12 protein-coding genes are annotated in these 23,020 nt (G+C 68.9%); 11 read left to right on the top strand and 1 reads right to left on the bottom strand.

Annotation, left to right across the window (positions count from 1 at the left end):
* Positions 1-25 precede the first annotated feature (25 nt).
* From LDO29_RS24145 to treY, 8 genes are all read left to right on the top strand, one after another.
* Positions 26-3,424 (top strand): alpha-1,4-glucan--maltose-1-phosphate maltosyltransferase, encoded by a 3,399-nt coding sequence (locus LDO29_RS24145; protein ID WP_224082269.1) that lies wholly within the window; start codon positions 26-28, stop codon positions 3,422-3,424.
* A 42-nt stretch (positions 3,425-3,466) separates the two neighbouring features.
* A complete protein-coding gene (gene treS, locus LDO29_RS24140) occupies positions 3,467-6,832 on the top strand; it encodes a maltose alpha-D-glucosyltransferase (protein ID WP_224082268.1) in 3,366 nt (1,121 codons plus the stop codon).
* Positions 6,829-9,081, top strand: a complete 2,253-nt coding sequence (gene glgB, locus LDO29_RS24135) for a 1,4-alpha-glucan branching protein GlgB (RefSeq protein ID WP_224082267.1) — start codon at positions 6,829-6,831, stop codon at positions 9,079-9,081. The genes treS and glgB overlap by 4 nt, the downstream gene beginning before the upstream one ends.
* 2 nt (positions 9,082-9,083) lie before the next feature.
* Positions 9,084-11,309, top strand: a complete 2,226-nt coding sequence (gene glgX / locus LDO29_RS24130; RefSeq protein WP_224082342.1) for a glycogen debranching protein GlgX — start codon at positions 9,084-9,086, stop codon at positions 11,307-11,309.
* 2 nt (positions 11,310-11,311) lie between these two features.
* Positions 11,312-13,498, top strand: coding sequence for a 4-alpha-glucanotransferase (malQ, locus tag LDO29_RS24125; RefSeq protein WP_396022711.1), 2,187 nt, complete (start codon positions 11,312-11,314; stop codon positions 13,496-13,498).
* Positions 13,499-13,522: 24 nt separating this feature from the next.
* On the top strand, positions 13,523-16,069 hold the full coding sequence (locus tag LDO29_RS24120) for a glycogen/starch/alpha-glucan phosphorylase (protein ID WP_224082265.1): 2,547 nt from the start codon (positions 13,523-13,525) through the stop codon (positions 16,067-16,069).
* Between the two features lie 267 nt (positions 16,070-16,336).
* The gene (gene treZ, locus LDO29_RS24115) at positions 16,337-18,307 is read left to right on the top strand and encodes a malto-oligosyltrehalose trehalohydrolase (protein WP_224082264.1); all 1,971 of its coding nucleotides are present in this window, start codon (positions 16,337-16,339) and stop codon (positions 18,305-18,307) included.
* Positions 18,288-20,966, top strand: coding sequence for a malto-oligosyltrehalose synthase (gene treY, locus LDO29_RS24110; RefSeq protein WP_224082263.1), 2,679 nt, complete (start codon positions 18,288-18,290; stop codon positions 20,964-20,966). The genes treZ and treY overlap by 20 nt, the downstream gene beginning before the upstream one ends.
* A gap of 13 nt (positions 20,967-20,979) precedes the next feature.
* Here the strand turns inward: treY and LDO29_RS24105 are convergent, their stop codons facing one another.
* The gene (locus tag LDO29_RS24105) at positions 20,980-21,555 is read right to left on the bottom strand and encodes a malto-oligosyltrehalose synthase (RefSeq protein WP_224082262.1); all 576 of its coding nucleotides are present in this window, start codon (positions 21,553-21,555) and stop codon (positions 20,980-20,982) included.
* A gap of 400 nt (positions 21,556-21,955) precedes the next feature.
* Here LDO29_RS24105 and LDO29_RS24100 point away from each other — a divergent pair, with 400 nt between their 5' ends.
* From LDO29_RS24100 to LDO29_RS24090, 3 genes are read left to right on the top strand one after another with little or no spacing between them, the layout of a single operon-like run.
* The gene (locus LDO29_RS24100) at positions 21,956-22,327 is read left to right on the top strand and encodes a BON domain-containing protein (protein WP_224082261.1); all 372 of its coding nucleotides are present in this window, start codon (positions 21,956-21,958) and stop codon (positions 22,325-22,327) included.
* A 12-nt stretch (positions 22,328-22,339) separates the two neighbouring features.
* Entirely contained in the window at positions 22,340-22,576 is a 237-nt protein-coding gene (locus tag LDO29_RS24095; protein WP_224082260.1) for a hypothetical protein, read from the top strand.
* Positions 22,577-22,594: 18 nt separating this feature from the next.
* Positions 22,595-22,927 (top strand): hypothetical protein, encoded by a 333-nt coding sequence (locus LDO29_RS24090; protein WP_224082259.1) that lies wholly within the window; start codon positions 22,595-22,597, stop codon positions 22,925-22,927.
* The last annotated feature ends 93 nt before the right edge of the window (positions 22,928-23,020 follow it).

Raw genomic sequence — 23,020 nt, 5'->3', positions numbered from 1 at the left:
GCATGCAGGCCTGTACCGGCGCCGCATGTCGGCCAGCCCTTGTTGGCCCAACCAGCCAGGGGAATACTCCGTGCGGATCTGCCTGCTCAACCTCGACCGAACTTCCGACCTGTCCGACGGACAGCACGACACATTGCGGCGCATCGCCGCGCTGGGCTTCGACTACGTCCTGCTGTCCGGATGGCACGCCGCCATACCAGGGAGCCGCGACGCGCTGTCGGCACTGACAGCCCTTTGCGCAGACTGTGCGCGACACGGCCTTTCCCCGTTGCTGGACGTCTCCCTTGACCGCTATCCGGAGAACGGCCCCGCCATCGACCTGGCATGGATCGATCATCGGGCGCCGGCGTTTGCCCCACACGATACCGACAACCACCTGCCCGGCCAGCGGCTGCGCTGGGACGCTTCCGCGATCGCGGCCGGTCTCGTGGACTGGTGGGCCACGCAATTGCGCGCGGCGCTGGCGGCCGGCGTTGCCGGCTTCTGCCTGCGCGCACCCGGTCGGGTGCCCGGCCGTCACTGGGCCACGCTGACCGCTGCGCTGCGCGCCGATCCGGTCGGCACGCAGGAAACCCGGCCGCTGTTCCTGGCCTGGACGCCGGGCCTGACGCCGGAACAGCTTGACGACCTGACCCCCGGGCAATTCGACGGCGCCTTCTGCTCCCTGCCATGGTGGGACTTCCGCAGTGCATGGCTGACCGAGGAGATCGCACGCCTGCGTCCGTTCGGGCGCGTGCTGGCGGCGCCATCGCAGTCGCCCGCGAGCCAGGACGCATTGTCCGCGCGTCGCGCGCTGTGGACCGCCGCGGCGATCGGCGACGGCCTGCTGGTCCCGGCCGGCTTCGAGACCGGCGGTACGAAGGCCCACGATCCGCTGGCCGACGACGGCGGCGCCCGCGACGGTGCTCCGTACGACATCACCCATGAAGTGCTGCAGGCCAACGCCTGGCTGGCCACGCGCCCGCTCGCGCCGGCGGTGTCGGTCAGGCTGCTGAGCGGCCCCGACGCCCCGCTGACCGTGCTGGCCCGCCTGCAGGCGCTGGACGGCAGCGATGGCGACAGCGCTGTCCTGTCGGAATCCGCGCTGACCATCGTGGTCAACCCGGACACACAGGAGCCCGGCACGCTCGGCGTCGACCGCGTGCTCGCAGCGCTGCCCCGCGCGGCAGCGCGGCTCGAGGCGTCGGACGGCGGGCCGGGCGGCACCCTGGACGCCAGCGCCATGCTTGATGCCCTGGCCGACATCACGCTGGCGCCTGCCGACATCCGCCTCTACCGCGCCATTCCCGCGCCTGCGCGCCAGGCCGCGCCCACGCCACAGCCCGGCACCGCCATCAGCGCCAGCGGTCTTGGCAGCGTGGTGGCCGCGCTGGAGGCACCGCGCATTGCGATCGAGGCGGTCGAGCCCGCCTGTGACGGCGGGCGCTTCGCGGTGCGCCGCGTGGTCGGCGAGCGGGTCGAGGTCAGCGCCGATATCTGGATGGACGGCCACGACAAGCTGGCCGCCGCCGTCCTGTGGCGTGCCCCCGGTGAGCAGGCCTGGCATGAAGCGCCGATGCGCCATATCGTCAATGACCGCTGGTACGGTCATTTCCCGCTGGTCGCCCTGGGCCGTCACGCGTTCACGGTCGAAGCCTGGCGCGATACCTTTGCGAGCTGGCTCGACGAGATCGGAAAGAAGCGCGCAGCCGGCGTGGACATCACGCTGGAGATCGAGGAAGGGGCGCGCCTTGTGGCAGACGCGCTATTGCCCTCGCAAGGCGACGCGCCAGCGCCGGACAGCGAACTGGCAGCCCTGGTCGACGAACTGGCTGCCAGTGCCGGCGACGACGCCGCGCGCCTCGAGATCCTGCTGTCACCGCGTACCGCCGCGGCCATGCATGCCGCCATGCAACAGCCCGGAGGGCGACCGTTCGCGAGCCGGCATCCGGTGCCGATGCCCGTGGAAGCGGAGCGGCTGGCCTGCCGCTTTGCAAGCTGGTACGAGCTGTTCCCGCGCTCGGCCAGCGAAGACGAGAACCGCCACGGCACCTTCGACGACGTCATTGCGCGCCTGCCGGCCATCCGCGCGATGGGCTTCGACGTGCTCTACTTCCCCCCCATCCACCCGATCGGCAAGACGCATCGCAAGGGCCGCAACAACAGCCTGCGCGCGGAGCCGCTCGATCCGGGCAGCCCATACGCGATCGGCGCGGAGGACGGCGGCCACGACGCCCTGCACGCACAGCTTGGCACCTTCGAGGACTTCGAGCGCCTGCGCGTGGCCGCCGCGGCGGCCGGCCTGGAGCTGGCGCTGGATTTTGCGATCCAGTGCTCCCCCGACCACCCCTGGCTCAGGCAGCACCCGGAATGGTTCACGCGCCGGCCGGACGGCACGCTGCGCTACGCCGAGAACCCGCCGAAGAAGTACGAAGACATCGTCAACGTCGACTTCTACGCGGCCGCGCCCGCTGCAGCGGCGCTGTGGCAGGCGCTGCGCGACGTGGTGATGTTCTGGGTCGAGCACGGCGTGCGCATCTTTCGCGTGGACAACCCGCACACCAAGCCGCTGCCGTTCTGGGAATGGATGATCGCCGACGTGCGCGCGCGCCATCCCGACACCATCTTCCTGGCCGAAGCGTTCACGCGCCCGAAGATGATGGCGCGGCTGGCAAAGCTCGGCTTCAGCCAGTCATACACGTATTTCACGTGGCGCAATACCCCCGCCGAGCTGGCCGAGTACATGACCGAGCTCACGCAAAGTCCGCTGCGCGAATTCTTCCGCCCGCATTTTTTCGTCAACACCCCCGACATCAACCCGTACTTCCTGCATCGCGGCGGGCGCCCGGCCTTTCTGATCCGCGCGGCGCTGGCCACGCTGCTGTCGGGGCTGTGGGGCATGTACAGCGGCTTCGAGCTGTGCGAGTCCGCGCCGCTGGTGCTCGACGGCAAGGAGCGCGAAGAGTACCTGGACTCGGAGAAGTACCAGCTCCGCGCACGCAACTGGCACCAGCCCGGCAATATCGTGGCCGAGATTACCCGGCTGAACCAGATCCGGCTGGGGCATCCGGCATTGCAGAGCCACCTGGGGCTGCGCATCTACCCCGCCGGCAATGACGCGATGCTGTACTTCGCGCGCTTCGTGCCCGGCATCGGCTCGACATTCGGCGACGACGTGCTGCTGGCCGCCATCAGCCTGGACCCGCATTCGGCGCAGGAAGCCACCGTCGAGATCCCGTTGTGGGAATGGGGCCTGCCCGACCACGGCAGCGTGGCCGTGCAGGACCTGATGGACGAGCACCGCTTCACGTGGCACGGCAAGCGCCAGCACATCCGGCTCGATCCGGCGCGGCGGCCGTTTGCGCTGTGGCACCTGACACCGATCGGCAGGCCTGCACGGCGCGATGCCACGCCGCCCGCGGCCGCCGATCCGCACGGCGCATGAAGGCGCGGCAACGCACGGCAGACATACGGCACGGAGACACGGATGAAACGCCTGACCGAACCCGCCAACGCCCTGCTGCTCAATGCGGATCCGCTCTGGTACAAGGACGCCGTCATCTACCAGCTTCACATCAAGTCCTTCTACGATGCCAATGGCGACGGCGTCGGCGACTTCGCCGGCCTGCTGGCCAAGCTGGACTATCTGGTCGACCTTGGCGTCGACACGATCTGGCTGCTGCCGTTCTACCCCTCGCCGCGCCGGGACGACGGCTACGACATCGCGGACTACCGCAACGTGCATCCCGACTATGGCACGCTTGCCGAAGCACGCCGCTTCGTGGCGGCAGCGCATGCACGCGGCATCCGCGTCATCACGGAGCTGGTCATCAACCACACCTCGGACCAGCACCCATGGTTCCAGCGCGCGCGCAAGGCCAGGTCAGGCTCCGCCGCGCGCCGCTACTACGTCTGGGGCGACAACGACCAGGCCTACGCCGGCACCCGCATCATCTTCTGCGATACCGAGAAGTCCAACTGGAGCTGGGATCCTGTCGCGGGCGCCTACTTCTGGCACCGCTTCTATTCGCACCAGCCGGACCTGAACTTCGACAACCCGCAGGTGCTGAACGAGGTGCTGTCCGTCATGCGGTTCTGGCTGGACATCGGCGTGGACGGGCTGCGGCTGGACGCCGTGCCTTACCTCGTGGAACGCGAGGGAACCACCAACGAGAACCTGCCCGAGACGCATGCCGTCATCCGCCACATCCGCGCCCACCTGGATGCCCGCTATCAGGGGCGCATATTGCTGGCCGAGGCCAATATGTGGCCTGAGGACGCGCAGCAGTACTTCGGCCGCAGTGCCACGGGCGCCCATGGCGACGAATGCCATATGGCCTTCCACTTCCCGCTGATGCCGCGCATGTACATGGCCATCGCGCGCGAGGACCGCTTCCCGATCACCGACATCATGCGCCAGACACCGGAGCTGCCGACCGACTGCCAGTGGGCAATCTTCCTGCGCAACCACGACGAGCTGACGCTGGAGATGGTGACCAGCAGCGAGCGCGACTACCTGTGGGAAGTCTATGCGTCCGACCGGCGCGCGCGCATCAACCTTGGCATCCGGCGCCGGCTCGCCCCACTGATGGAGCGCGACCGGCGCCGCATCGAGCTGATGAACAGCCTGCTGTTTTCCATGCCCGGCACGCCGGTGATCTACTACGGCGACGAGATCGGCATGGGCGACAACATCCACCTGGGCGACCGCGACGGCGTGCGCACGCCCATGCAATGGTCGCCGGACCGCAATGGCGGCTTCTCGCACGCCGACCCTGAACGGCTGGTGCTGCCGCCGCTGCAAGGCCCGCTGTATGGATACGAGGCGGTCAATGTCGAAGCCCAGGCGCGCGATCCGCATTCGCAGCTCAACTGGATGCGCCGCATGCTCGCGCTGCGGCGCAAGCACCGCGCATTCGGCCGCGGCACGCTGCGTTTCCTGTTTCCGGGCAACCGCAAGATCCTGGCCTACCTGCGCGAGTATGAAAGCGAGCACATCCTGTGCGTGGCCAACCTGTCGCGCGCGCCGCAGGCTGTGGAACTCGACCTGGCCAGCTTCAACGGCCGGGTGCCCGTGGAGATGATGGGGGCTACGCCGTTCCCTGCCATCGGTACGCTGACCTACCTGCTCACGCTGCCGCCCTACGGCTTCTACTGGTTCGTACTCAGCGAAGAAGCGCAGCCGCCCGCGTGGCACGTGACCGCGCCCGAACAAATGCCGGACCAGATCACGCTGGTGCTGCAGAGCAGGGGGCGACCCGAATTGACCGAGGCGTCGCGCCACATCCTCAACGTAGAAGTGCTGCCGCCTTATATCCGCCGCCGGCGCTGGTTCGGCGCGAAGGACGAGAACATCCAGCGCGCGTCGCTCGCATACCTGGTGCCATTTGTGCAGGCCGAGACGGGCGAGGAAATCTATCTTGGCGAAGTCGAGGTCTGCCTTTCCAGCGGGCGCACCGAGCGCTACCAGCTTCCGGTTGGCCTGCTATGGGACCGCGAGAGTGCCGATAGCCTGTCCCAGCTTGCGCATGGGCTGTCGATGGCCCGTGTGCGCCAGGGCAGCCGCGTCGGACTGGCCACAGACGGCTTCGTGCTGGAGCCATTCGCGCGCGAGGTGATCCGTGCATTGCGGGCCGGCACCGAACTGCAAGGCCCGCAGGAGACGATCCGGTTCCGAGCGGAGCCGGGCCTGTCTGCGCTGCAGCCGGAGCAGGAGGAGATCCAGTGGATGTCGGCCGAGCAGTCCAACAGCTCGCTCGTCTATAACAACACGGCCGTGCTCAAGCTGGTGCGGCGGCTATCGGGCGGCATGCACCCGGAAGTGGAGATGACGCGCTACCTGACGGCCCAGGGCTATCCGCATTCGCCACCGCTGCTGGGCGAGGTCTCGCGCACCGGCAGCGACGGCGTCCCGCACACGCTGATGCTGGTGCAGGGCTATATCCTCAACCAGGGAAACGGTTGGGACTGGACACTCGACTACCTCGGCCGCGCCATCGACGACGCGCTGCCCGCCCAAGAGAGCGAGGACGAGTTCGCCGAAGCCATGAACGGCTACGCCACCATGGCCGGCACGCTCGGGCGCCGGCTGGCGGAGCTTCATGCGGTGCTGGCGCGGCAGACGGACGACCCGGCCTTCGCACCGCAGCCGGCAGCCGAAGCGCAGACGCGGCAATGGGCGGAACAGGCGATGGCAGCCCTGGCGCGTGCGCTCGAGCTGCTCGAAAAGTGCCCGCGCGATGATCCGAAACCCGCGGGCACGCGTTTCATGGCCGATGTCGATACCCTGCTGAAGGCCCGTGACGCCTTGCCCGAGCTTGTCGCCCGGCTTGCCGCGGCTGCGCCCGGAAGCCTGCAGACCCGCATCCATGGCGACTTCCACCTGGGCCAGGTGCTGATCGCGCAGAACGACACCTACCTGGTCGACTTCGAAGGCGAGCCCGGCCAGCCGCTCGAGTGGCGCCGGCACAAGACCTCGCCGTTGCGCGACGTGGCGGGGCTGCTGCGCTCCATCGACTACGCCGCGGCCACGGTCGGCACCGACCGGCAGGAGCGTACCCACGCCGAGCTGCCGCCGGCGCTGGCCGAGCGGCGCGGCGGCCTGCTGGAGCGCTTCCGGACGACCGCGAGCGATGCCTTCCTGAGCTGCTACAGCCAGCACATGGAGGCCTCCGGCGCGCCATGGGTGCAGCCCGGGCAGCTCCAGCCGCTGCTGGACCTGTTCCTGCTGGAGCGTGCGGCCTACGAAGTGGAATATGAGGCCGCCAACCGCGTGACGTGGATCGACCTGCCGGCCAGCGGGCTCGCGCGCATGGTGCGCAAGCTGCTGGCCGAGAACCTGGAGGCACAATGAGCCGTGTCGACAACCGGCCTGCCGAGCGCCGCACCGGCATCATCCCCGACGGCGAGTTGAGCGCCCTGCTCGAAGGCCGTCATCGCGATCCGTTCGCCGTGCTTGGCCCGCACATGCACGGCGACGTGCTGGTCGTGCGTGCCTGCGTGCCGGGTGCGCGATCCGTGACGCTGACCGATTCCGGGGGCTCGCCGCTGGCGGAAATGGCGCCCGTTCATGCCGATGGCGTGTTCAGCGGGCACTTGCCTGCCGGCATTTCGGTCTACCAGCTGCTGGTGCGCTGGCCGGACGGCAGCGAACAGCTCAGCCACGACCCGTATGCCTTCGGACTGCTGCTTGGCGAGCTGGACCTGCACCTGATCTCGGAAGGACGCCACTTTGAACTGGGAGCATGCCTGGGCGCGCAGTGGCGCCGGATCGACGGTGTCCAGGGCGTGCGCTATGCCGTGTGGGCACCCAATGCACGGCGCGTGTCGGTGATCGGCGACTTCAATGGCTGGCAGCCTGCCCGGCACCCGATGCGCCTGCGCCACCCCAGCGGCATCTGGGAGCTGTTCATCCCCGAAGCCATGGGCGCCCGGCCGGGCTGCCGCTACAAGTTCGACCTGCTCGACCCGCACGGCGCCGAACTGCCCGACAAGGCGGACCCGCTCGCCCTGGCAACCGAACCGCCCCCGGCCACCGCGTCGGTCGTGACCGAACCCGAGGTCTCCGCCCCGCCCTTCCCCTGGCAGGACGATGACTGGATGCGCCTGCGCAATGCGGTCGATCCGTACGCCGCACCGCTTTCCATCTATGAGGTCCATGCCGGGTCCTGGCTGCGTGCGGCAAATGATCCCGAGCACGGCTGGGAAATCCTGGCCGAGCGGCTCATCCCCTATGTCCGCGAGCTCGGTTTCACGCACATCGAACTGTTGCCCGTGACCGAGCACCCGTTCGGCGGCTCGTGGGGCTACCAGCCGCTGTCGCTCTATGCGCCCACGGCGCGGCTGGGGCCGCCGCAGGCGTTCGCGGCCTTCATCGACCGCTGCCACCGGAACGGCATTGGCGTCATCCTGGACTGGGTGCCCGCGCATTTCCCGACGGACCCGCACGGGCTGGCGCATTTCGACGGCACCGCGCTTTACGAACACCAGGACCCGCGCGAAGGCTTCCACCAGGACTGGAACACGCTGATCTACAACCTGGGGCGCAACGAGGTGCGCGGCTTCCTGCTGGCCGGCGCGCTGCACTGGCTCGAGCATTTCCATGTCGACGGGCTGCGCGTGGATGCGGTGGCGTCCATGCTCTATCGCGACTACAGCCGCACCGCCGGACAGTGGGTTCCCAACCGTTTCGGCGGACGCGAAAACCTGGAGGCCGTGGCCTTCCTGCGCGAACTCAACACGGTCGTGCATGAACGCTGCCCCGGCGCGCTCACCATTGCCGAGGAGTCCACCGCGTGGCCCGGCGTCACGGCCAGCGCCGCCAGCGGCGGGCTGGGCTTCGACTTCAAGTGGAACATGGGCTGGATGCACGACACGCTGCGCTACCTCTCGCTGGACCCGATCCACCGCGCATGGCACCACCAGGACATGACGTTCGGGACGGTCTATGCCTGGTCGGAGGCCTTTGTGCTGCCGCTGTCGCACGACGAGGTCGTGCACGGCAAGGGATCGATGATCCGCAAATGTCCGGGCGACAACTGGCAGCACTTTGCCGGCCTGCGCGCCTACTATGGATTCATGTGGGCGCACCCGGGCAAGAAGCTGCTGTTCATGGGCGGCGAACTCGCCCAGTGGCAGGAATGGAACCACGACGCGGAGCTCGACTGGGCGTTGCTCGACCACCCCATGCACCGTGGCGTCCACACCCTGGTGCGCGATCTCAACGCCCTCTACCGGGCGCTGCCGGCCTTGCACGAACTTGACCATTCTCCCGCGGGATTCCAGTGGGTGGTCGGCGACGACCATCAGAACAGCGTCTTTGCCTGGCTGCGCCGGCCCGCGCCCGGCAGCAGCGACGTGGTGCTGGCCGTGGCCAATATGACGCCGGTGCCGCGGCACAGCTACCGCATCGGCGTGCCCTTTGCCGGCTGCTGGCATGAGCGGCTCAACACCGACGCAGCCTGCTATGGCGGCAGCAACGTCGGCAACGACGGTGCGGTGATGGCCGAGGCCGTGCCGGCGCACGGTCAGGACGCCTCCCTTTCCCTCACCCTGCCGCCGATGGCCACACTGGTATTGCAGCACGCCGGGGCGCAGGCATGACCATGACGCTCCAGGTCAACGACCGGCTGATGTCCGGCAAGCCCTACCCGCTCGGCGCCCACTGGGACGGCCTCGGCGTGAACTTTGCGGTGTTCTCGGCCAATGCCTCGCGCGTCGACCTGTGCCTGTTCTCGGCAAATGGGCGCAAGGAACTGTCGCGCATGCCGCTGCCCGAATGCACCGACGAGATCTGGCATGGCTACCTGCCCAACGCCGCGCTCGGGACCTTGTACGGGTTCCGCGCCTTCGGGCCGTACGACCCCGCGCGCGGGCACCGCTTCAACCCGCACAAGCTGCTGCTGGACCCGTACGCGCGCCAGCTCAGCGGGCCGGTGCGCTGGTCCGACGCGCTGTTCGGCTACCGCCTGCAGAGCGCGCGCGGCGACCTGACGCCGGACCGCCGCGACAGCGCGCCGACCATGCCCAAAGCCATCGTCGTCGACGAAAGCTTCCACTGGGGCGACGATCGGCCGCCCGGCGTGCCGTGGCAGGACACGATCATCTATGAAACCCACCTGCGCGGCGTGTCGATGCTGCGCGACGATGTGCTGCCGCACCTGCGCGGCACCTTCGCAGCGCTATGCGACCCGCGTTTCCTGGACCACCTGCTGCGCCTGGGCGTCACCGCCGTGGAGCTGCTGCCGATGCACGCCATCCTGCAGGACCGCTTCCTGCTGGAACGCGGCCTGCGCAACTACTGGGGCTACAACACCCTGTCGTACTTCGCGCCCGAGCCGTCCTACCTCGCAACGGACCAGCTCCACGAACTCAAGGTCGCCGTACGGCGGCTGCACGCGGCGGGCATCGAAGTCATCCTGGATGTGGTCTACAACCACACCTGCGAAGGCAACGAACTCGGGCCGACGGTGTCATGGCGGGGGCTGGACAACGCCAGCTACTACCAGCTCGTGCCCGGCGACGAACGCCGCTACCTCAACGACACTGGCTGCGGCAACATGCTCAACCTGCCTCATCCGCGCGTGCTGCAGATGGTGCTCGATTCGCTGCGCTACTGGGTCCGGTGCTACCACATCGACGGCTTCCGCTTCGACCTGGCCAGCACGCTCGGCCGTGAGCACAACGGCTTCGACCCGGGCGCCGCGTTCTTCGACGCGGTGCTGCAGGACCCCGTGCTCAGCTGCGTCAAGCTGATCTCGGAACCGTGGGACCTGGGGCCGGGCGGATACCAGCTTGGCAACCACCCGCCGGGCTTCGCCGAATGGAACGACAAGTTCCGCGACACCGTGCGCCGCTACTGGCGCGGCGACGCCGGCCAGCGCGGCGAGCTGGCCGCGCGGCTGGCCGGCTCGGCCGACCTGTTCGACCGCCGCCACCGCCGGCCGTGGTCGAGCCTCAACTTCATCACCGCGCATGACGGCTTCACGCTGGCCGACCTGGTCAGCTACAGCGCAAAGCACAACGAAGCCAACGGCGAAGACAACCGCGACGGCACCGACCACAACCACAGCGCCAACTGGAGTCCCGACGGCAGCGTCGAAGGCCCCACGGACGATCCCGCGATCCTCGAACGGCGCGCGCGCGTGGCCCAGGCAATGATGGCCACCCTGCTGCTGGCCCAGGGCACGCCGATGCTGACCGCCGGCGACGAATGGGGTCGCAGCCAGCAGGGCAACAACAATGCGTACTGCCAGGACAATGCGCTGTCCTGGCTGGACTGGAAGCAGGCGCAGACGCCGCAGGGCCAGGCGCTGCTGCAGATGGTGCGCCGCCTGCTGGCGCTGCGCCGCAGGCTGCACGCCATTGGCGCCAACCGCTTTGCCCACGGCAACCATGAGCCCGTGCCTGGCATCGGCGACATCGCGTGGTTCGACACCGACGGGCGCCCGCCGAGCCCGGAAGCGTGGGCCGACCCCGAAATCCGCACGCTCGCGCTGCGCCGGGCCGCCGCACCGCCTCGGGCGGAGCGCCCCGAACTGGCCCGCCCCGCGCGCATTGGCCAGGCGAGCCCGGTGCAGGTGACGCTGGTGCTGCTCAATGCCGGCGACACCGATGTGGTGTTCCACCTGCCCGAGCCGGCGCTGGGCTGGCAGTTGCTCTTCGACAGCAGCCAGCCCGATCTGCCGGAAGCCGGCCTGCCCATGGCCGGCGTGACAGTGCAGGCCGTGCCCGCCCATGCCCTGGTACTGCTCGCCGCGCAGGCCGAGCCGCCACGGCCTCCGCGCCCGGCCATGCCGGCGCGCGCCACCTCGCAGGAGCCAACCGCATGAGCATGCTGACCGACTCTCCTCACGCCCCCTTGCATGCACTGGCGCTGCGTGCGGGCCTGCGGCCGCGCTGGCTCGATGCCTGGGGCCAGCCGCAACAGGTCTCGGACGAGGCCCTGCGCCGCCTGCTGCATGGCCTGGCGCTGGCCTGCGACACGCGTGCGCAGTGCCAGGCCTCATGCGCATGGCTGGACGCCGAGGATGCCGCCCGCGGCCTGCCCCCGCTGATCACGGCCGACCAGGGGCAGCCCATCGCCGTGCCATGGCCGGACGGCACCGAAGCGCGGCCGTACGAGATCGAACTCGAGGATGGCGGCCTTCTCGACGGAACCGCAGCGCCCGCCGCGGACGGGACGCTGCGCCTGGCGCCCGTCGGCGCATGCGGCTACCACCGCCTGCACATCGCCGAAGCAGAAACCATGCTGGCCGTTGCCCCGCAGCGCTGCTTTGGCGTGGGCGACGCCCTGCGCGCAGCCGGCCGCGAGGCGGCAGGCGAGCACGCCTGGGGCCTGGCCGTGCAGCTCTACGGCCTGCGCCGCGGCGCGCCCACGGGCATGGGGGATCTCACCGCGCTGGCGCAGTGCTGCCAGGCCGCCGCGAGCGAGCATGCCGATGCCGTGGCGATCAATCCGCTCCATGCGGGCTTTGCCGCGCTGCCCGAGCGCTACAGCCCCTATTCGCCGTCCAGCCGGCTGTTCCACAACCCGCTCTATGCGGACCCCGCCAGACGCTTCGGGCAGGACGTGGTCGACAGCGCCATCGCGGCGCTGAACGCCGGTACGGCATTCGCGCAGCATGAAGCCCGCAGCGAGATCGACTGGGTGGCCTTGTCCCGCCTGCGCCTGTCCGTGCTGCGCTGGCTCTGGGAGCACCGCGAACGGCTGTTGCCGCGGGCGGCGCTGGATGCATGCACCGCGTTCCGCGCACGCGGTGGCACCGCGCTGCACGACCACGCGTGCTATGAAGCGATCCAGGCCAGCCGCCTCGGCGAGGCGGCCAATGGCATGAACGCCGACGGCGCGGCGGACTGGCGCTGCTGGCCGGTGACGCTGCGCTCCCCCGCCGATCCCGCCGTCGCCGCATTCGCGATGGCCCACCCGCACGAAATCGACTACCACATCTTCCTGCAATGGCTGGCCGACGACGGCCTGGCATGCGCCCAGCAGGCCGCACGCGACGCGGGCATGGCGATCGGCGTGATCGGCGACCTGGCGGTGGGCGCGGATCCGGGCGGCAGCCAGGCATGGTCGCGCCAGCAGGACATCCTGGCCGGCTTCCATGCCGGCGCGCCGCCCGATGTCTACAACCCGCACGGACAGGACTGGGGCGTGACGGTGTTTTCGCCGCGCAGCCTGTATCAGCATGGCTACGGCGCCTTCATCGAGATGCTGCGTGCCAACCTGGCCCATGGCGGCGGACTGCGCATCGACCACGTGCCGGGCCTCGCGCGCATGTGGCTGGTACCTGCCGGCGCGTCGGCGCGCGACGGTGCCTATCTCGATTTCCCGCTGCCGGCGCTGCTGCGGCTGGTGGCGCTGGAATCGTGGCGGCACCGCGCGATCATCATCGGCGAGAACCTGGGCACGGTGCCGGCGCACTTGGACAGCGCGCTGGCCGCGCGCGGCGTGCTCGGCATCGACGTGCTGTGGTTCGCGCGCGAAACGCCGGCGCCGCAAGGCGATGCCGGCACCGCGCCCGAAGTGCTGCCGTTCCTGCCCGCCGAGAACTGGCCCAGGCACGCCGTGGCCACCACTTCGACGCACGACCTGCCCACCGTCGCGGGCTGGTGGCAGGGGCGCGACCTTGCCTGGCGCGAGCGGCTGGGACTGCTCGCGCACACGGAATCCCCGCAGGGCGTGCGTGATGCCCGCGTGCGCGAACGCACGGCGCTGTGGCAGGCGCTGTGCGACGCTGGCCTTGCCGGCGGGGACATGCCCGAGCCGCAACATCCGCCCCTGGACGCCGTGCTGGCCTGGCTTGGCCGCACGCGCACGCCGCTGCGCCTGTTGCCGATGGAGGACCTGCTCGGCATGGCCGAACAAGCCAACCTGCCCGGCACCACTTCGGGTCATCCCAACTGGCAGCGCAGGCTCGATGCGGACGTGCGCCGCCTGTTCGATACGCCGGCCTTGCGCGCGCGGGCACAGGCGGTGCGCCAGGGCCGCCTGCCGGACCCGCCGCGCCAGCGCTGACCGACCTTTGAACGGAGCTCGCCCATGACGGAAACCAGCCGGTCCGAGCATGCCGACGATACCCGCACCGCGCTGTCGAGTGCCACCATCCGGCGCGCCTTCCTGGACCACGTGTTCCATACGCAAGGCAAGCCGCCGGAACACGCCAGCCAGAACGACCTTTACCAGGCGCTCGCGCACACCGTGCGCGACCGGCTCGTGCAGCGCTGGATCAGCACGTCCGAGGCTTACCTCGACCAGCCCTCGCGCACGGTTGCCTACCTGTCCGCGGAATTCCTGATCGGCCCGCACCTGGGCAACAACCTGATCAACCTCGGCATCTACAGCGAGGTGCAGGCGGCGATGCAGGCGCTCGGGCTGGACCTGGAGCAGATTCTCGCGCAGGAGATCGAGCCGGGGCTTGGAAACGGCGGCCTGGGCCGGCTCGCCGCATGCTTCATGGATTCGCTGGCCACGCTGGAGATCCCCGCGCTGGGCTACGGCATCCGCTACGAATACGGCATCTTCCAGCAGGCCATCATCGACGGCATGCAGGTCGAAAAGACCGACAGCTGGCTGCGCAACGGCAACCCGTGGGAAATCCAGCGTTCGGAGTGGGCGGTGCAGGTGCGCCTGGGCGGCCATACCGAGCACTACACCGACGACCGCGGCCACTACCGAGTGCGCTGGGTACCGGCCAAGACCGTGGTGGGCGTGCCGTTCGATTCGCCGATCCTTGGCTACCGCGTCAATACCGTCAACACGCTGCGCCTGTGGCGTGCCGACGCGACCGAGGCCTTCGACTTCCCGACCTTCAACCGCGGTGACTATCTCGGCGCGGTCAGCAAGAAAATCACCTCCGAGAACCTGACCAAGGTGCTCTATCCGAACGATGAAACCGAACAGGGCAAGGAACTGCGGCTTGAACAGCAGTACTTCTTCGTCGCCTGTTCGCTGCAGGACATGCTGCGGCTGCTGGCGGCCGACGGCATGCCGGTGTCCCGCTTCCACGAGAAGTTCGCGGTGCAGCTCAACGACACGCACCCGGCGGTCGGCATTGCCGAGCTGATGCGGCTGCTCGTCGACGAGCATGACCTGCCATGGGACGAGGCCTGGCACGTCACGCGCCATGCCTTCGCCTACACCAACCATACGCTGCTGCCCGAAGCGCTGGAGCAATGGCCGCTGCCGCTCTTTGGCCGCGTGCTGCCGCGCCATCTCGAGATCATCTTCGAGATCAACACGCGCTTCCTCGAAGAAGTCCGCATCCGCTTCTATGGCGATGAATCGCGCCTGGCCCGCCTGTCGCTCATCAACGAGCACGGCGAGCGGCACGTGCGCATGGCGCACCTGGCGTGCGTGGGCAGCTACGCCATCAACGGCGTGGCGGAACTGCATTCGCGGCTGATGCGGGAAGACGTGCTGAAGGACTTCCACGACTTGTGGCCGGGGAAATTCACCAGCATCACCAACGGCGTCACGCCGCGGCGCTGGCTGGCGTTGTCCAACCCGCGCCTGTCGCGGCTGGTGACCGATGCCATCGGCGAGGGCTGGATCACGGACCTGGAGCAGCTGCGCGCGCTGGAGCCGTTCGCCGACGATGCCGGCTTCCGCGAGCAATGGCAGGCCGTGCGGCGCGACAACAAAGTAGCGCTCACGAAACTGGTACGCGATTGCACGGGCGTGGTTATCGACCCGTCGTCGATGTTCGACGTCATGGTCAAGCGCATCCATGAGTACAAGCGCCAGCACCTGGCGGTGCTGTACGTCATCGCGCTGTACCACCGCATCAAATGCAACCCCGGCCTCGACCTCGCGCCGCGCAGCTTCCTGTTCGGCGGCAAGGCCGCACCGGGCTACGAGTACGCCAAGCTGATGATCCGCTTCATCACCAGCGTGGCCGACGTCGTGAACCATGACCCGCAGGTGCGCGACCGACTCAAGGTGGTGTTCCTGCCCAATTTCAACGTCACCTACGGGCAGCGCATCTATCCGGCAGCGGACTTGTCGGAGCAGATCTCGCTGGCCGGCAAGGAAGCCTCGGGCACCGGCAACATGAAATTCGCCATGAACGGCGCGCTTACCATCGGCACCATGGACGGCGCCAATATCGAGCTGTGCGATGCCATCGGCGCCGACAACTTCTTCCCGTTCGGGCTGACCGCGCCCGAGGTCTACGCGCTGCGCGCCGCCGGCTACGACCCGGCCGCCTACTACCACCGCAACCCCGAATTGCGCGCGGTGATCGACCTGGTCCAGCAGGGCTTTTTCTCGCATGGCGATCCCGGCGTCTTCCGCGGTCTTTTCGACGAGCAGTTGCGGCAAGACCCTTACATGCTGCTGGCTGATTTCGGCGCCTATGTGGAGTGCCAGCGGCGCGTGTGCGAAGCCTACGTGCAACCGCAGCGCTGGCAGCGCATGTCGGTGCTGTCCTGCGCGCGCTCGGGGTACTTTTCTTCGGACCGGGCCATCCACGAGTACTGCGAGCGGATCTGGAAGGTCGAGCCTGTACCGGTCCACCTGCTGCACCGCGCAAGCGGCGCGCCACGGCATGCCGACAGCCGGATTCGTGCCGAGGGCAAAGGCCATTAATGATGGTTTCCATAATTCACGACAACGCCCAATATTCGTCGTCCCCGCGCAGGCGGGGACCCAGTGACTTTTTGTCCCCCTTTCGGGGGACTTCAAAGACGCTGGATTCCCGCCTGCGCGGGAATGACGGTGGTTATTTTGATGTTGTCAGCTCAATAGGGATATGCACCTTCTACAAACCGGTGTTCTGACGCCTGACGTGCCATATCGACCGCGCCGCGGCAGGCCCGCAACGGCCCTTCCGGCCAGAACCGTCTGGAGCTGATCTTGAACCTGAATTCATTCTTCCTCGGAACCGGCGCCACCTCGGCGACGCCGCGCCTGGCGCCGCTGGAGAGCTTCTCAGCCGGCGCGCCGGCGGTGCCAGCGGCCAACGACGATCCGCACGGCTATGCGTTCGGCCCGGTGTGGCTGCCCGAGGGCCGCATCGGCTTCCGTCTGTGGGCGCCGGACGCCGCCCAGCGCGGAGAGTCGGTGCGGCTGGAGATCGCGGGCATGGGACCGGTGCGGATGACCCCATCCGAAGACGGCTGGTTCCGGGCCGCCGTACCGTGCAGCGACGGCACGCGCTACTGGTTCCGGCTCGATGACGGCACCACGTTTCCCGATCCCGCATCACGCTGGCAGCCGGGCGATGTGCACGGCCCCAGCGTGGCGTGCCAGCCCAAGGGCGCTGCCTACCCGTGGAAATGCCCCGACTGGCGCGGGCGCCCGTGGCACGAGGCCGTCATCTGCGAGCTCCACGTCGGCCTGTGCGGCGGCTACGCGGGCGCCATGCAGCAACTGCAGCGGCTCTGCGCGCTGGGCTTCACCGCGGTCGAGCTGATGCCGCTTGCGGAGTTTCCCGGCACGCGCAACTGGGGCTACGACGGCGTGCTGCCGTTTGCCCCCGAATCCGGCTACGGCTCCCCAGACGAACTGCGCGCGCTGGTGGACCACGCGCACAGCCTCGGCATGATGGTGCTGCTCGACGTGGTCTACAACCACTTCGGCCCCGAGGGCAACTACCTGCATCACTATGCGAGCGCTTTCTTCCGGCAGGACCGGCAGACCCCTTGGGGGCCCGCCATCGACTTCCGCCGCCGCGAAGTGCGCCGCTTCTTCACCGAGAACGCGCGCTACTGGCTGGAAGAGTTCCGCTTCGACGGCCTGCGCCTGGACGCCGTGCATGCCATCGACGATGAAGGCTGGCTGACGACGTTGCCGTCGGACCTGCGCGCCTGGCCGAACATGCAGGGGCGCCATATCCACCTGGTGCTGGAGAACGACCACAACGACGCCGCGCGGCTGGCCGCAGGGTTCGACGCACAGTGGAACGATGATGCCCATCATGCGCTGCACGTACTGCTGACCGGCGAACAGGACGGCTACTATTGCGACTACGCCTCGGGCCCCCTCCACCCAGGCCAGTCCAGCCGGCAATCACCGCTGCAGCACCTGGCACGCGTGCTTGCCGAAGGCTTCGCCTACCAGGGCGAAGTGTCGCCGTTCCGTTCGGACACCGGGGCCGCGCGCGCACCGGTCCGTCGTGGCAAGCCCAGTGGCCACCTGCCGCCCACGGCCTTTGTCAGCTTCCTGCAGAACCATGACCAGACCGGCAACCGCGCCTTCGGCGAACGGCTGGCCGCCCTCGCCGATCCACGTGCGCTGCGCGCCGCCGTGGCGCTGCAGCTGCTCTGCCCGCAGGTGCCGCTGGTGTTCATGGGCGAGGAATGCGGCGCGCAGACGCCCTTCTACTATTTCACCAGCCATTCTCCGGAACTGGCCGAGGCCGTGCGCCAAGGGCGCCGGCAGGAATTCGCCAGCATGGCTGTCTTCGGGGACGACGCGCGGGCGCGCGAGATTCCCGATCCCAACGACCCGGCAACCTTCGAAGCCTCGCGGCCGCCGATGGATGTCGAGAACGACTGGACCCGCTACTACCGGCGGCTGCTTGCGATCCGGCACGAATGGCTCATGCACCGTCTGCCGCGCGCCCGCAGCGCGGGGGTCGATGTGCTGGGGCAAGCCGCGCTGTGCGCACGCTGGCGCTTGGGCGACGGCGCGTGCCTGTCGATCTGGCTGAACCTGGGCCACGACGCGGTGGCCTGCCAGCCGCCCGCGCCCGGTTACGCCATGCTTCACGAAACGGCTGCCGGCCATGCCGATACCCTGGCCGGCGGTTCGCTGCCCGCGCTGAGCTGCATTGCCATCCTGTCCGGCCGGGGCGAGCCAGGCCATGGCACCGGCGCCCGCTGACCGGACTGTGGCGCCAGGCGCGCCGCTGCCGCCGCGCGCCACGGCTCGCCTGCAACTGCACCCCGGCTTCACGCTGGCGGACGCGGCTGGCGTGGTCAGCTACTACGCCGCGCTCGGTGTCAGCCACCTGTATCTCTCTCCGGTGTGCGGCGCGCGCCCCGGCTCCACACACGGCTATGACGTGACCGACTTCACGCGCGTGCGCGACGAGCTTGGCGGCGAGACGGCGCTGCATGCCCTGGCACAGCGCGCGCGGGACGCCGGTCTCGGGCTGATCCTGGACATCGTGCCCAACCACATGGCCGCCGACCCCACGCACAATGCGTGGTGGCGGGACGTACTCGCGCATGGCCAGGACAATCCGCATGCCGCATTTTTCGATATCGACTGGCAGCCTGCCGACCCGACGCTGCACGGCAAGGTGCTGGTGCCCATGCTCGGCCACCCTTACTGGGAAACGCTTGCGCGCGGCGAGCTCTGCGTTGTACCCGCCCCCGGCGGCGATGCGGCAACACTGCGCTACTTCGAGCACGACTTTCCGCTCGCCCCGGACAGCCTGCTCCGACATGCCTTGAACAGCCCCGACTGGTTCGATGCCACGCACGAGGCCGGCCGCGAACACCTGCATGCCTTGCTGGAGCGCCAGCACTACCGCCTGGCCTGGTGGCGCACCGCGGCAACCGCGCTCAACTGGCGACGCTTCTTCGAGATCAGCGACCTGGTCGGCGTACGGCAGGAAGACCCGGCGGTATTTGCCGCGACGCATGCGCTCGTATTCCGCCTGCTGCGCGAAGGGGTCATCGACGGCGTGCGGGTGGATCACGTCGACGGCCTTGCCGACCCCGCGGCCTATTGCCGGCAACTGCGCGCGTGCCTGGACGAGCACGCAGCCCCTCGATCACCGGCGCCAACCCGGCCGCGCCCGTGGCTGGTGGTCGAGAAGATCCTGGCCCCGGGCGAGATCCTGCCCGCGGACTGGCAGGTCGACGGCACCACGGGCTACGACTTCATGGATCAGGTCTCCGCCGTCCTGCATAGCGAAGCGGGCCACGCGCCGCTCGGCGCCTTGTGGCGGCACGCCGGCGGCCGGCCCGGCAGCTATGCGGCCGCGCTCGCGGATGCCCGCCGCCAGATCCTGATGCATCACCTGGTCACCGAATTCGAAGGCGCCACTGCCCGGCTGCACGCTTGCGCGGCTGCCGATCCTGCCACGCGGGACCTGACGCTGCCGGCCTTGCGGCAAGCGCTGGCCGCCTGGCTGGAGGCCATCCCGGTCTATCGGAGCTATCAGGACGGCGCCTCTTGCGGGCGCGACGCGGCTGCCCTGCGTGCCGAGCAGGCCATGCTCGACAAGGCGACCCGCTCCGCACGCGCCACGCTCGCGCCGGAACAGGCGGCAGCGCTCGATTTCATCGTGGCCTGCCTGCGCACGCCGGACGCACACGGCAGCGCGCCAGCGCAGATCCGTCGCCGCGTGCAGCAGCTGATGCCTGCACTGGCAGCCAAGGCCGGCGAGGACACGGCTTTCTATCGCTACGGCCGGCTGCTGTCGCGCAACGAGGTTGGCAGCCATCCGGACGCCCTGGCGCTGTCGCCTGCCGGCTTCCATGCCGCCATGGCAGCGCGGCGCCAGTCCTTTCCGCATGCGATGCTGGCCACGGCCACCCACGACCACAAGCGCGGCGAAGACGCGCGCATGCGCCTGGCGGTGCTGAGCGAGCTGCCGCAGCAATGGGCGGTCGCGGTGCGCGCATGGGAGACCGATGGCGCGCGCTTGCTGGCCTTGCTGCCCCGCGTTCCGGACGCGGCCGACCGCCTGGTGCTTTACCAGTCGCTACTGGGCGCATGGCCCATGCAGCGCGATGCGCTGGAACAGGGCGAAGCACTGGCGGCATTCCTGCAGCGCATCGGCCAATGGCAGCGCAAGGCCATTCGCGAAACCAAGCTGCATGGCAACTGGACACAGCCGAACCCGGGCTACGAAGACGCCTGCGACGCCTTCCTGCACGGCCTGGCAGCGGACTGGCCGCATGGCGGCCTGCTCGTCCGGATCGGCCAGTTCGTGCAGCGCGTGGCGCCGGCCGGCGCCATGAACAGCCTCGCGCAGGCCATGATCCAGCTCACGGCGCCCGGCGTGCCCGACCGCTACCAGGGATGCGAAGACTGGGACCTGAGCCTGGTCGATCCGGACAACCGGCGCCCGCCCGACTACCGGCGCCTGCAAGCCCGACTGGACTGCGGCGCCGGCTGGGCCGAATGGCTGGCGCACTGGCGGGACGGCCGCGTGAAACAACAGCTCGTGCGGCATGTGCTGGCTGCGCGCCGCGCGCACGAAATGCTGTTCCTGGAGGGCGGCTACCAGCCGCTCATCGCAGAAGGTCCGCTGGCGGAACATGTACTGGGCTTCGCGCGGACGCTGGGCGGAGACGAAGCGTTGACAGTGGTATCACGCCTCGGTGCCACGCTCGTCGACCGTGAGCTGCCGCGGGTTCCGCCAGCCCGCTGGGGCCACACTACCGTCAATGCCGGCACGCGGCAGTCCGGCCACTGGACCGATGCCCTGACGGGACAAACATTCATTGCGGGGCCGGACGGCAAGCTGCCGATGCAGGAAGTACTGGCCGTGCTGCCTGCCGCCCTGCTGCTGCGGCAGGATTAGCGGTACAGACGCTTCACAAAAGGGACGGGGCGCCAGAGGTACGCTGCGCAGCGATCGGCGTCAGGGGATTACCCGTCCCGGCCTGGGTCGGTGACGCGCCCTGCTGCTGCGGCAGGTATGGCCGGATCACCAGCGCCACGTAATCGTCTTCCTTCGGCGTCACGACAATGTACGCCAGGCCCGACATCACCAGGCCGACCTCGCCGAGTTCCGTCGAGATGCGCGCGACGATAAAGCGCTGCAGCAGGCGCGGATCCATCGATTCGTCAATGGCCAGCGCTGCCGTGCAGATGGTCAGGAAGCACCGCTCCACTTCCTGGCAGACCACCACGACCTCGTCGAGCGCATAGCCGGAACGGCTTGCGCGCACCAACACCGATACCCCCGTACTGGGCACTGCCCGGTGCCAGCCAGCCTTGACCTGGAAGGCAGGCAGGGTCAGCCCCGAGCCGGTGTCATGGGCCACGGTATTGAACCGCTGCGAGAAGTCCGTGGGTGTGATGGCGAGGAGCTGCCGCTCGACAGGTGTGGAAGACACCGCCACGGACGAGGCGAGAACAAGGGAAGACAGGACGGCGGCCAGATTCATAGCTTCCTCCCAATCGGTGAGCCGCTCCCCCCGGCCGGCTCCCTGGACGCCCCCCAGCACGCGATCCAAGGCCAGCATCTCTCTTCACTATAGACGTGGCTGCACGCAAGTGCCGCGCCATAGACGCACCGGCTTCGCCTGGGACGAACGCTTGCGCATCACGCGCAGCCACGGGGGCAGCGTCGCGGCACCGCAGGCGCCCATGCAGTTTCTGCAGCCGGTGTAAAAAGTACTGCAGCGCGGTTCCGTCCCCGCCACACGGGCCAACGCATGACGCACTGCCTGCGCGGGAACGGAGCTTGCAGAGATACCGCAGGGCCGGCCTGCGGCCGCGCCATGTCGCGGCCACCGCCGTTGCATGGCGCCCGGCCGGGCCCGCCGCTATCCGGAGGACATCGCCATGAACACCCGTCTGCGCGCCAAGCTTGCATCCACCGCGCCAGCCGTGGCAGCCGCGCTGCTGTTCGCTGGCACCGCTACCCATGCCGCCCCGACCGATCCGCCACTGGCGCCGTCTTCACCGGGCCGCACCGCCGAGCCGCGCGACACGCAGGCCAGCAACGACCGCACCATCACCACCGAAGTCCGTTCACGCCTCTCGGCGGCACGGGGCCTGGACCCGGCGAATATCCGCGTCAGCACCACCGACGGCGTGGTGCGGCTGGAGGGTACGGTGCGCGACGACGCACAGCGCGCGAGCGTGATGGAGATGGCACGCAGCGTGCGCGGCGTCACCGCGGTGTCCGACGAGTTGAAGGCTCGCACCGACTAGGAGCGCACCGCGATGAGCACGCACCGCCAGCATGAGCATGACAACCAGCAGGACCTGAAGCGGACTTTCCGCAAGGGTCCGGATGTTGACCACGAACGCGGCAAGCCCGGACGGGACCGCCGCCGCGACGTGGAACGCGAACACGACATTCCCGACGAGAACGGCGAGCCGCCATCGGTACGGCAACGCGGCGGCAATCCTGGTGCAAAGGAGCCGCCAGTAGAGGGTGGAGAACACCCGAATGTCTGATTTCAATTGGAGAGCAGGATGAGCAAGACCGTACGAACCGGGGGACGCGCTGACAAGCGGGCCTCTGCGGCATTACGCCCGCAGGCTTCGACGGCATCCGCGCGCAAGCGCGACGAAGACCGCAAGCGCAGCGCCGTGAAAGCGGCAGGCGGCAACGTGCCAAGCACGCTTGACCCCGACCTGACCGAGTCCGCGCAAGACATCGACGCCGAACTCGCTCAGGTCGACCGCGACCGGCACGGCCCGCCCGACGAGGCGCTTCCGGAAGAGGAAATCAACGAGGAGATCGAGCGCGCGGCGCAGCGGCTACCCGCCGACGTGCCGGTCGACAAGCGGCGCGAGTCAAGCTAGTTGTCGCCTCGGTCATGCGGCCAATGTCTGTATATTGACGCTCCCAGAATGCGTCTGGACGATGGAATCGCGTTCGGGGTTCAGGGTCACTGC

The organism is Cupriavidus laharis (genome assembly GCF_914271435.1).
Taxonomy (GTDB): Bacteria; Pseudomonadota; Gammaproteobacteria; order Burkholderiales; family Burkholderiaceae; genus Cupriavidus; species Cupriavidus laharis.
Note: the sequence above shows the minus strand (reverse complement) of the source record. Positions and strands in the feature narration are given on the sequence as shown.

Excerpts from the sequence above, each read along its gene's own strand:
- LDO29_RS24100 (WP_224082261.1), top strand. The coding sequence starts at position 21,956 with ATGAACACCCGTCTGCGCGCCAAGCTTGCATCCACCGCGCCAGCCGTG.
- LDO29_RS24090 (WP_224082259.1), top strand. The coding sequence starts at position 22,595 with ATGAGCAAGACCGTACGAACCGGGGGACGCGCTGACAAGCGGGCCTCT.
- glgX (WP_224082342.1), top strand. The coding sequence starts at position 9,084 with ATGACGCTCCAGGTCAACGACCGGCTGATGTCCGGCAAGCCCTACCCG.
- malQ (WP_396022711.1), top strand. The coding sequence starts at position 11,312 with ATGCTGACCGACTCTCCTCACGCCCCCTTGCATGCACTGGCGCTGCGT.
- LDO29_RS24145 (WP_224082269.1), top strand. The coding sequence starts at position 26 with ATGTCGGCCAGCCCTTGTTGGCCCAACCAGCCAGGGGAATACTCCGTG.
- LDO29_RS24120 (WP_224082265.1), top strand. The coding sequence starts at position 13,523 with ATGACGGAAACCAGCCGGTCCGAGCATGCCGACGATACCCGCACCGCG.
- treY (WP_224082263.1), top strand. The coding sequence starts at position 18,288 with ATGGCACCGGCGCCCGCTGACCGGACTGTGGCGCCAGGCGCGCCGCTG.
- LDO29_RS24095 (WP_224082260.1), top strand. The coding sequence starts at position 22,340 with ATGAGCACGCACCGCCAGCATGAGCATGACAACCAGCAGGACCTGAAG.
- glgB (WP_224082267.1), top strand. The coding sequence starts at position 6,829 with ATGAGCCGTGTCGACAACCGGCCTGCCGAGCGCCGCACCGGCATCATC.
- treS (WP_224082268.1), top strand. The coding sequence starts at position 3,467 with ATGAAACGCCTGACCGAACCCGCCAACGCCCTGCTGCTCAATGCGGAT.
- LDO29_RS24105 (WP_224082262.1), bottom strand. The coding sequence starts at position 21,555 with ATGAATCTGGCCGCCGTCCTGTCTTCCCTTGTTCTCGCCTCGTCCGTG.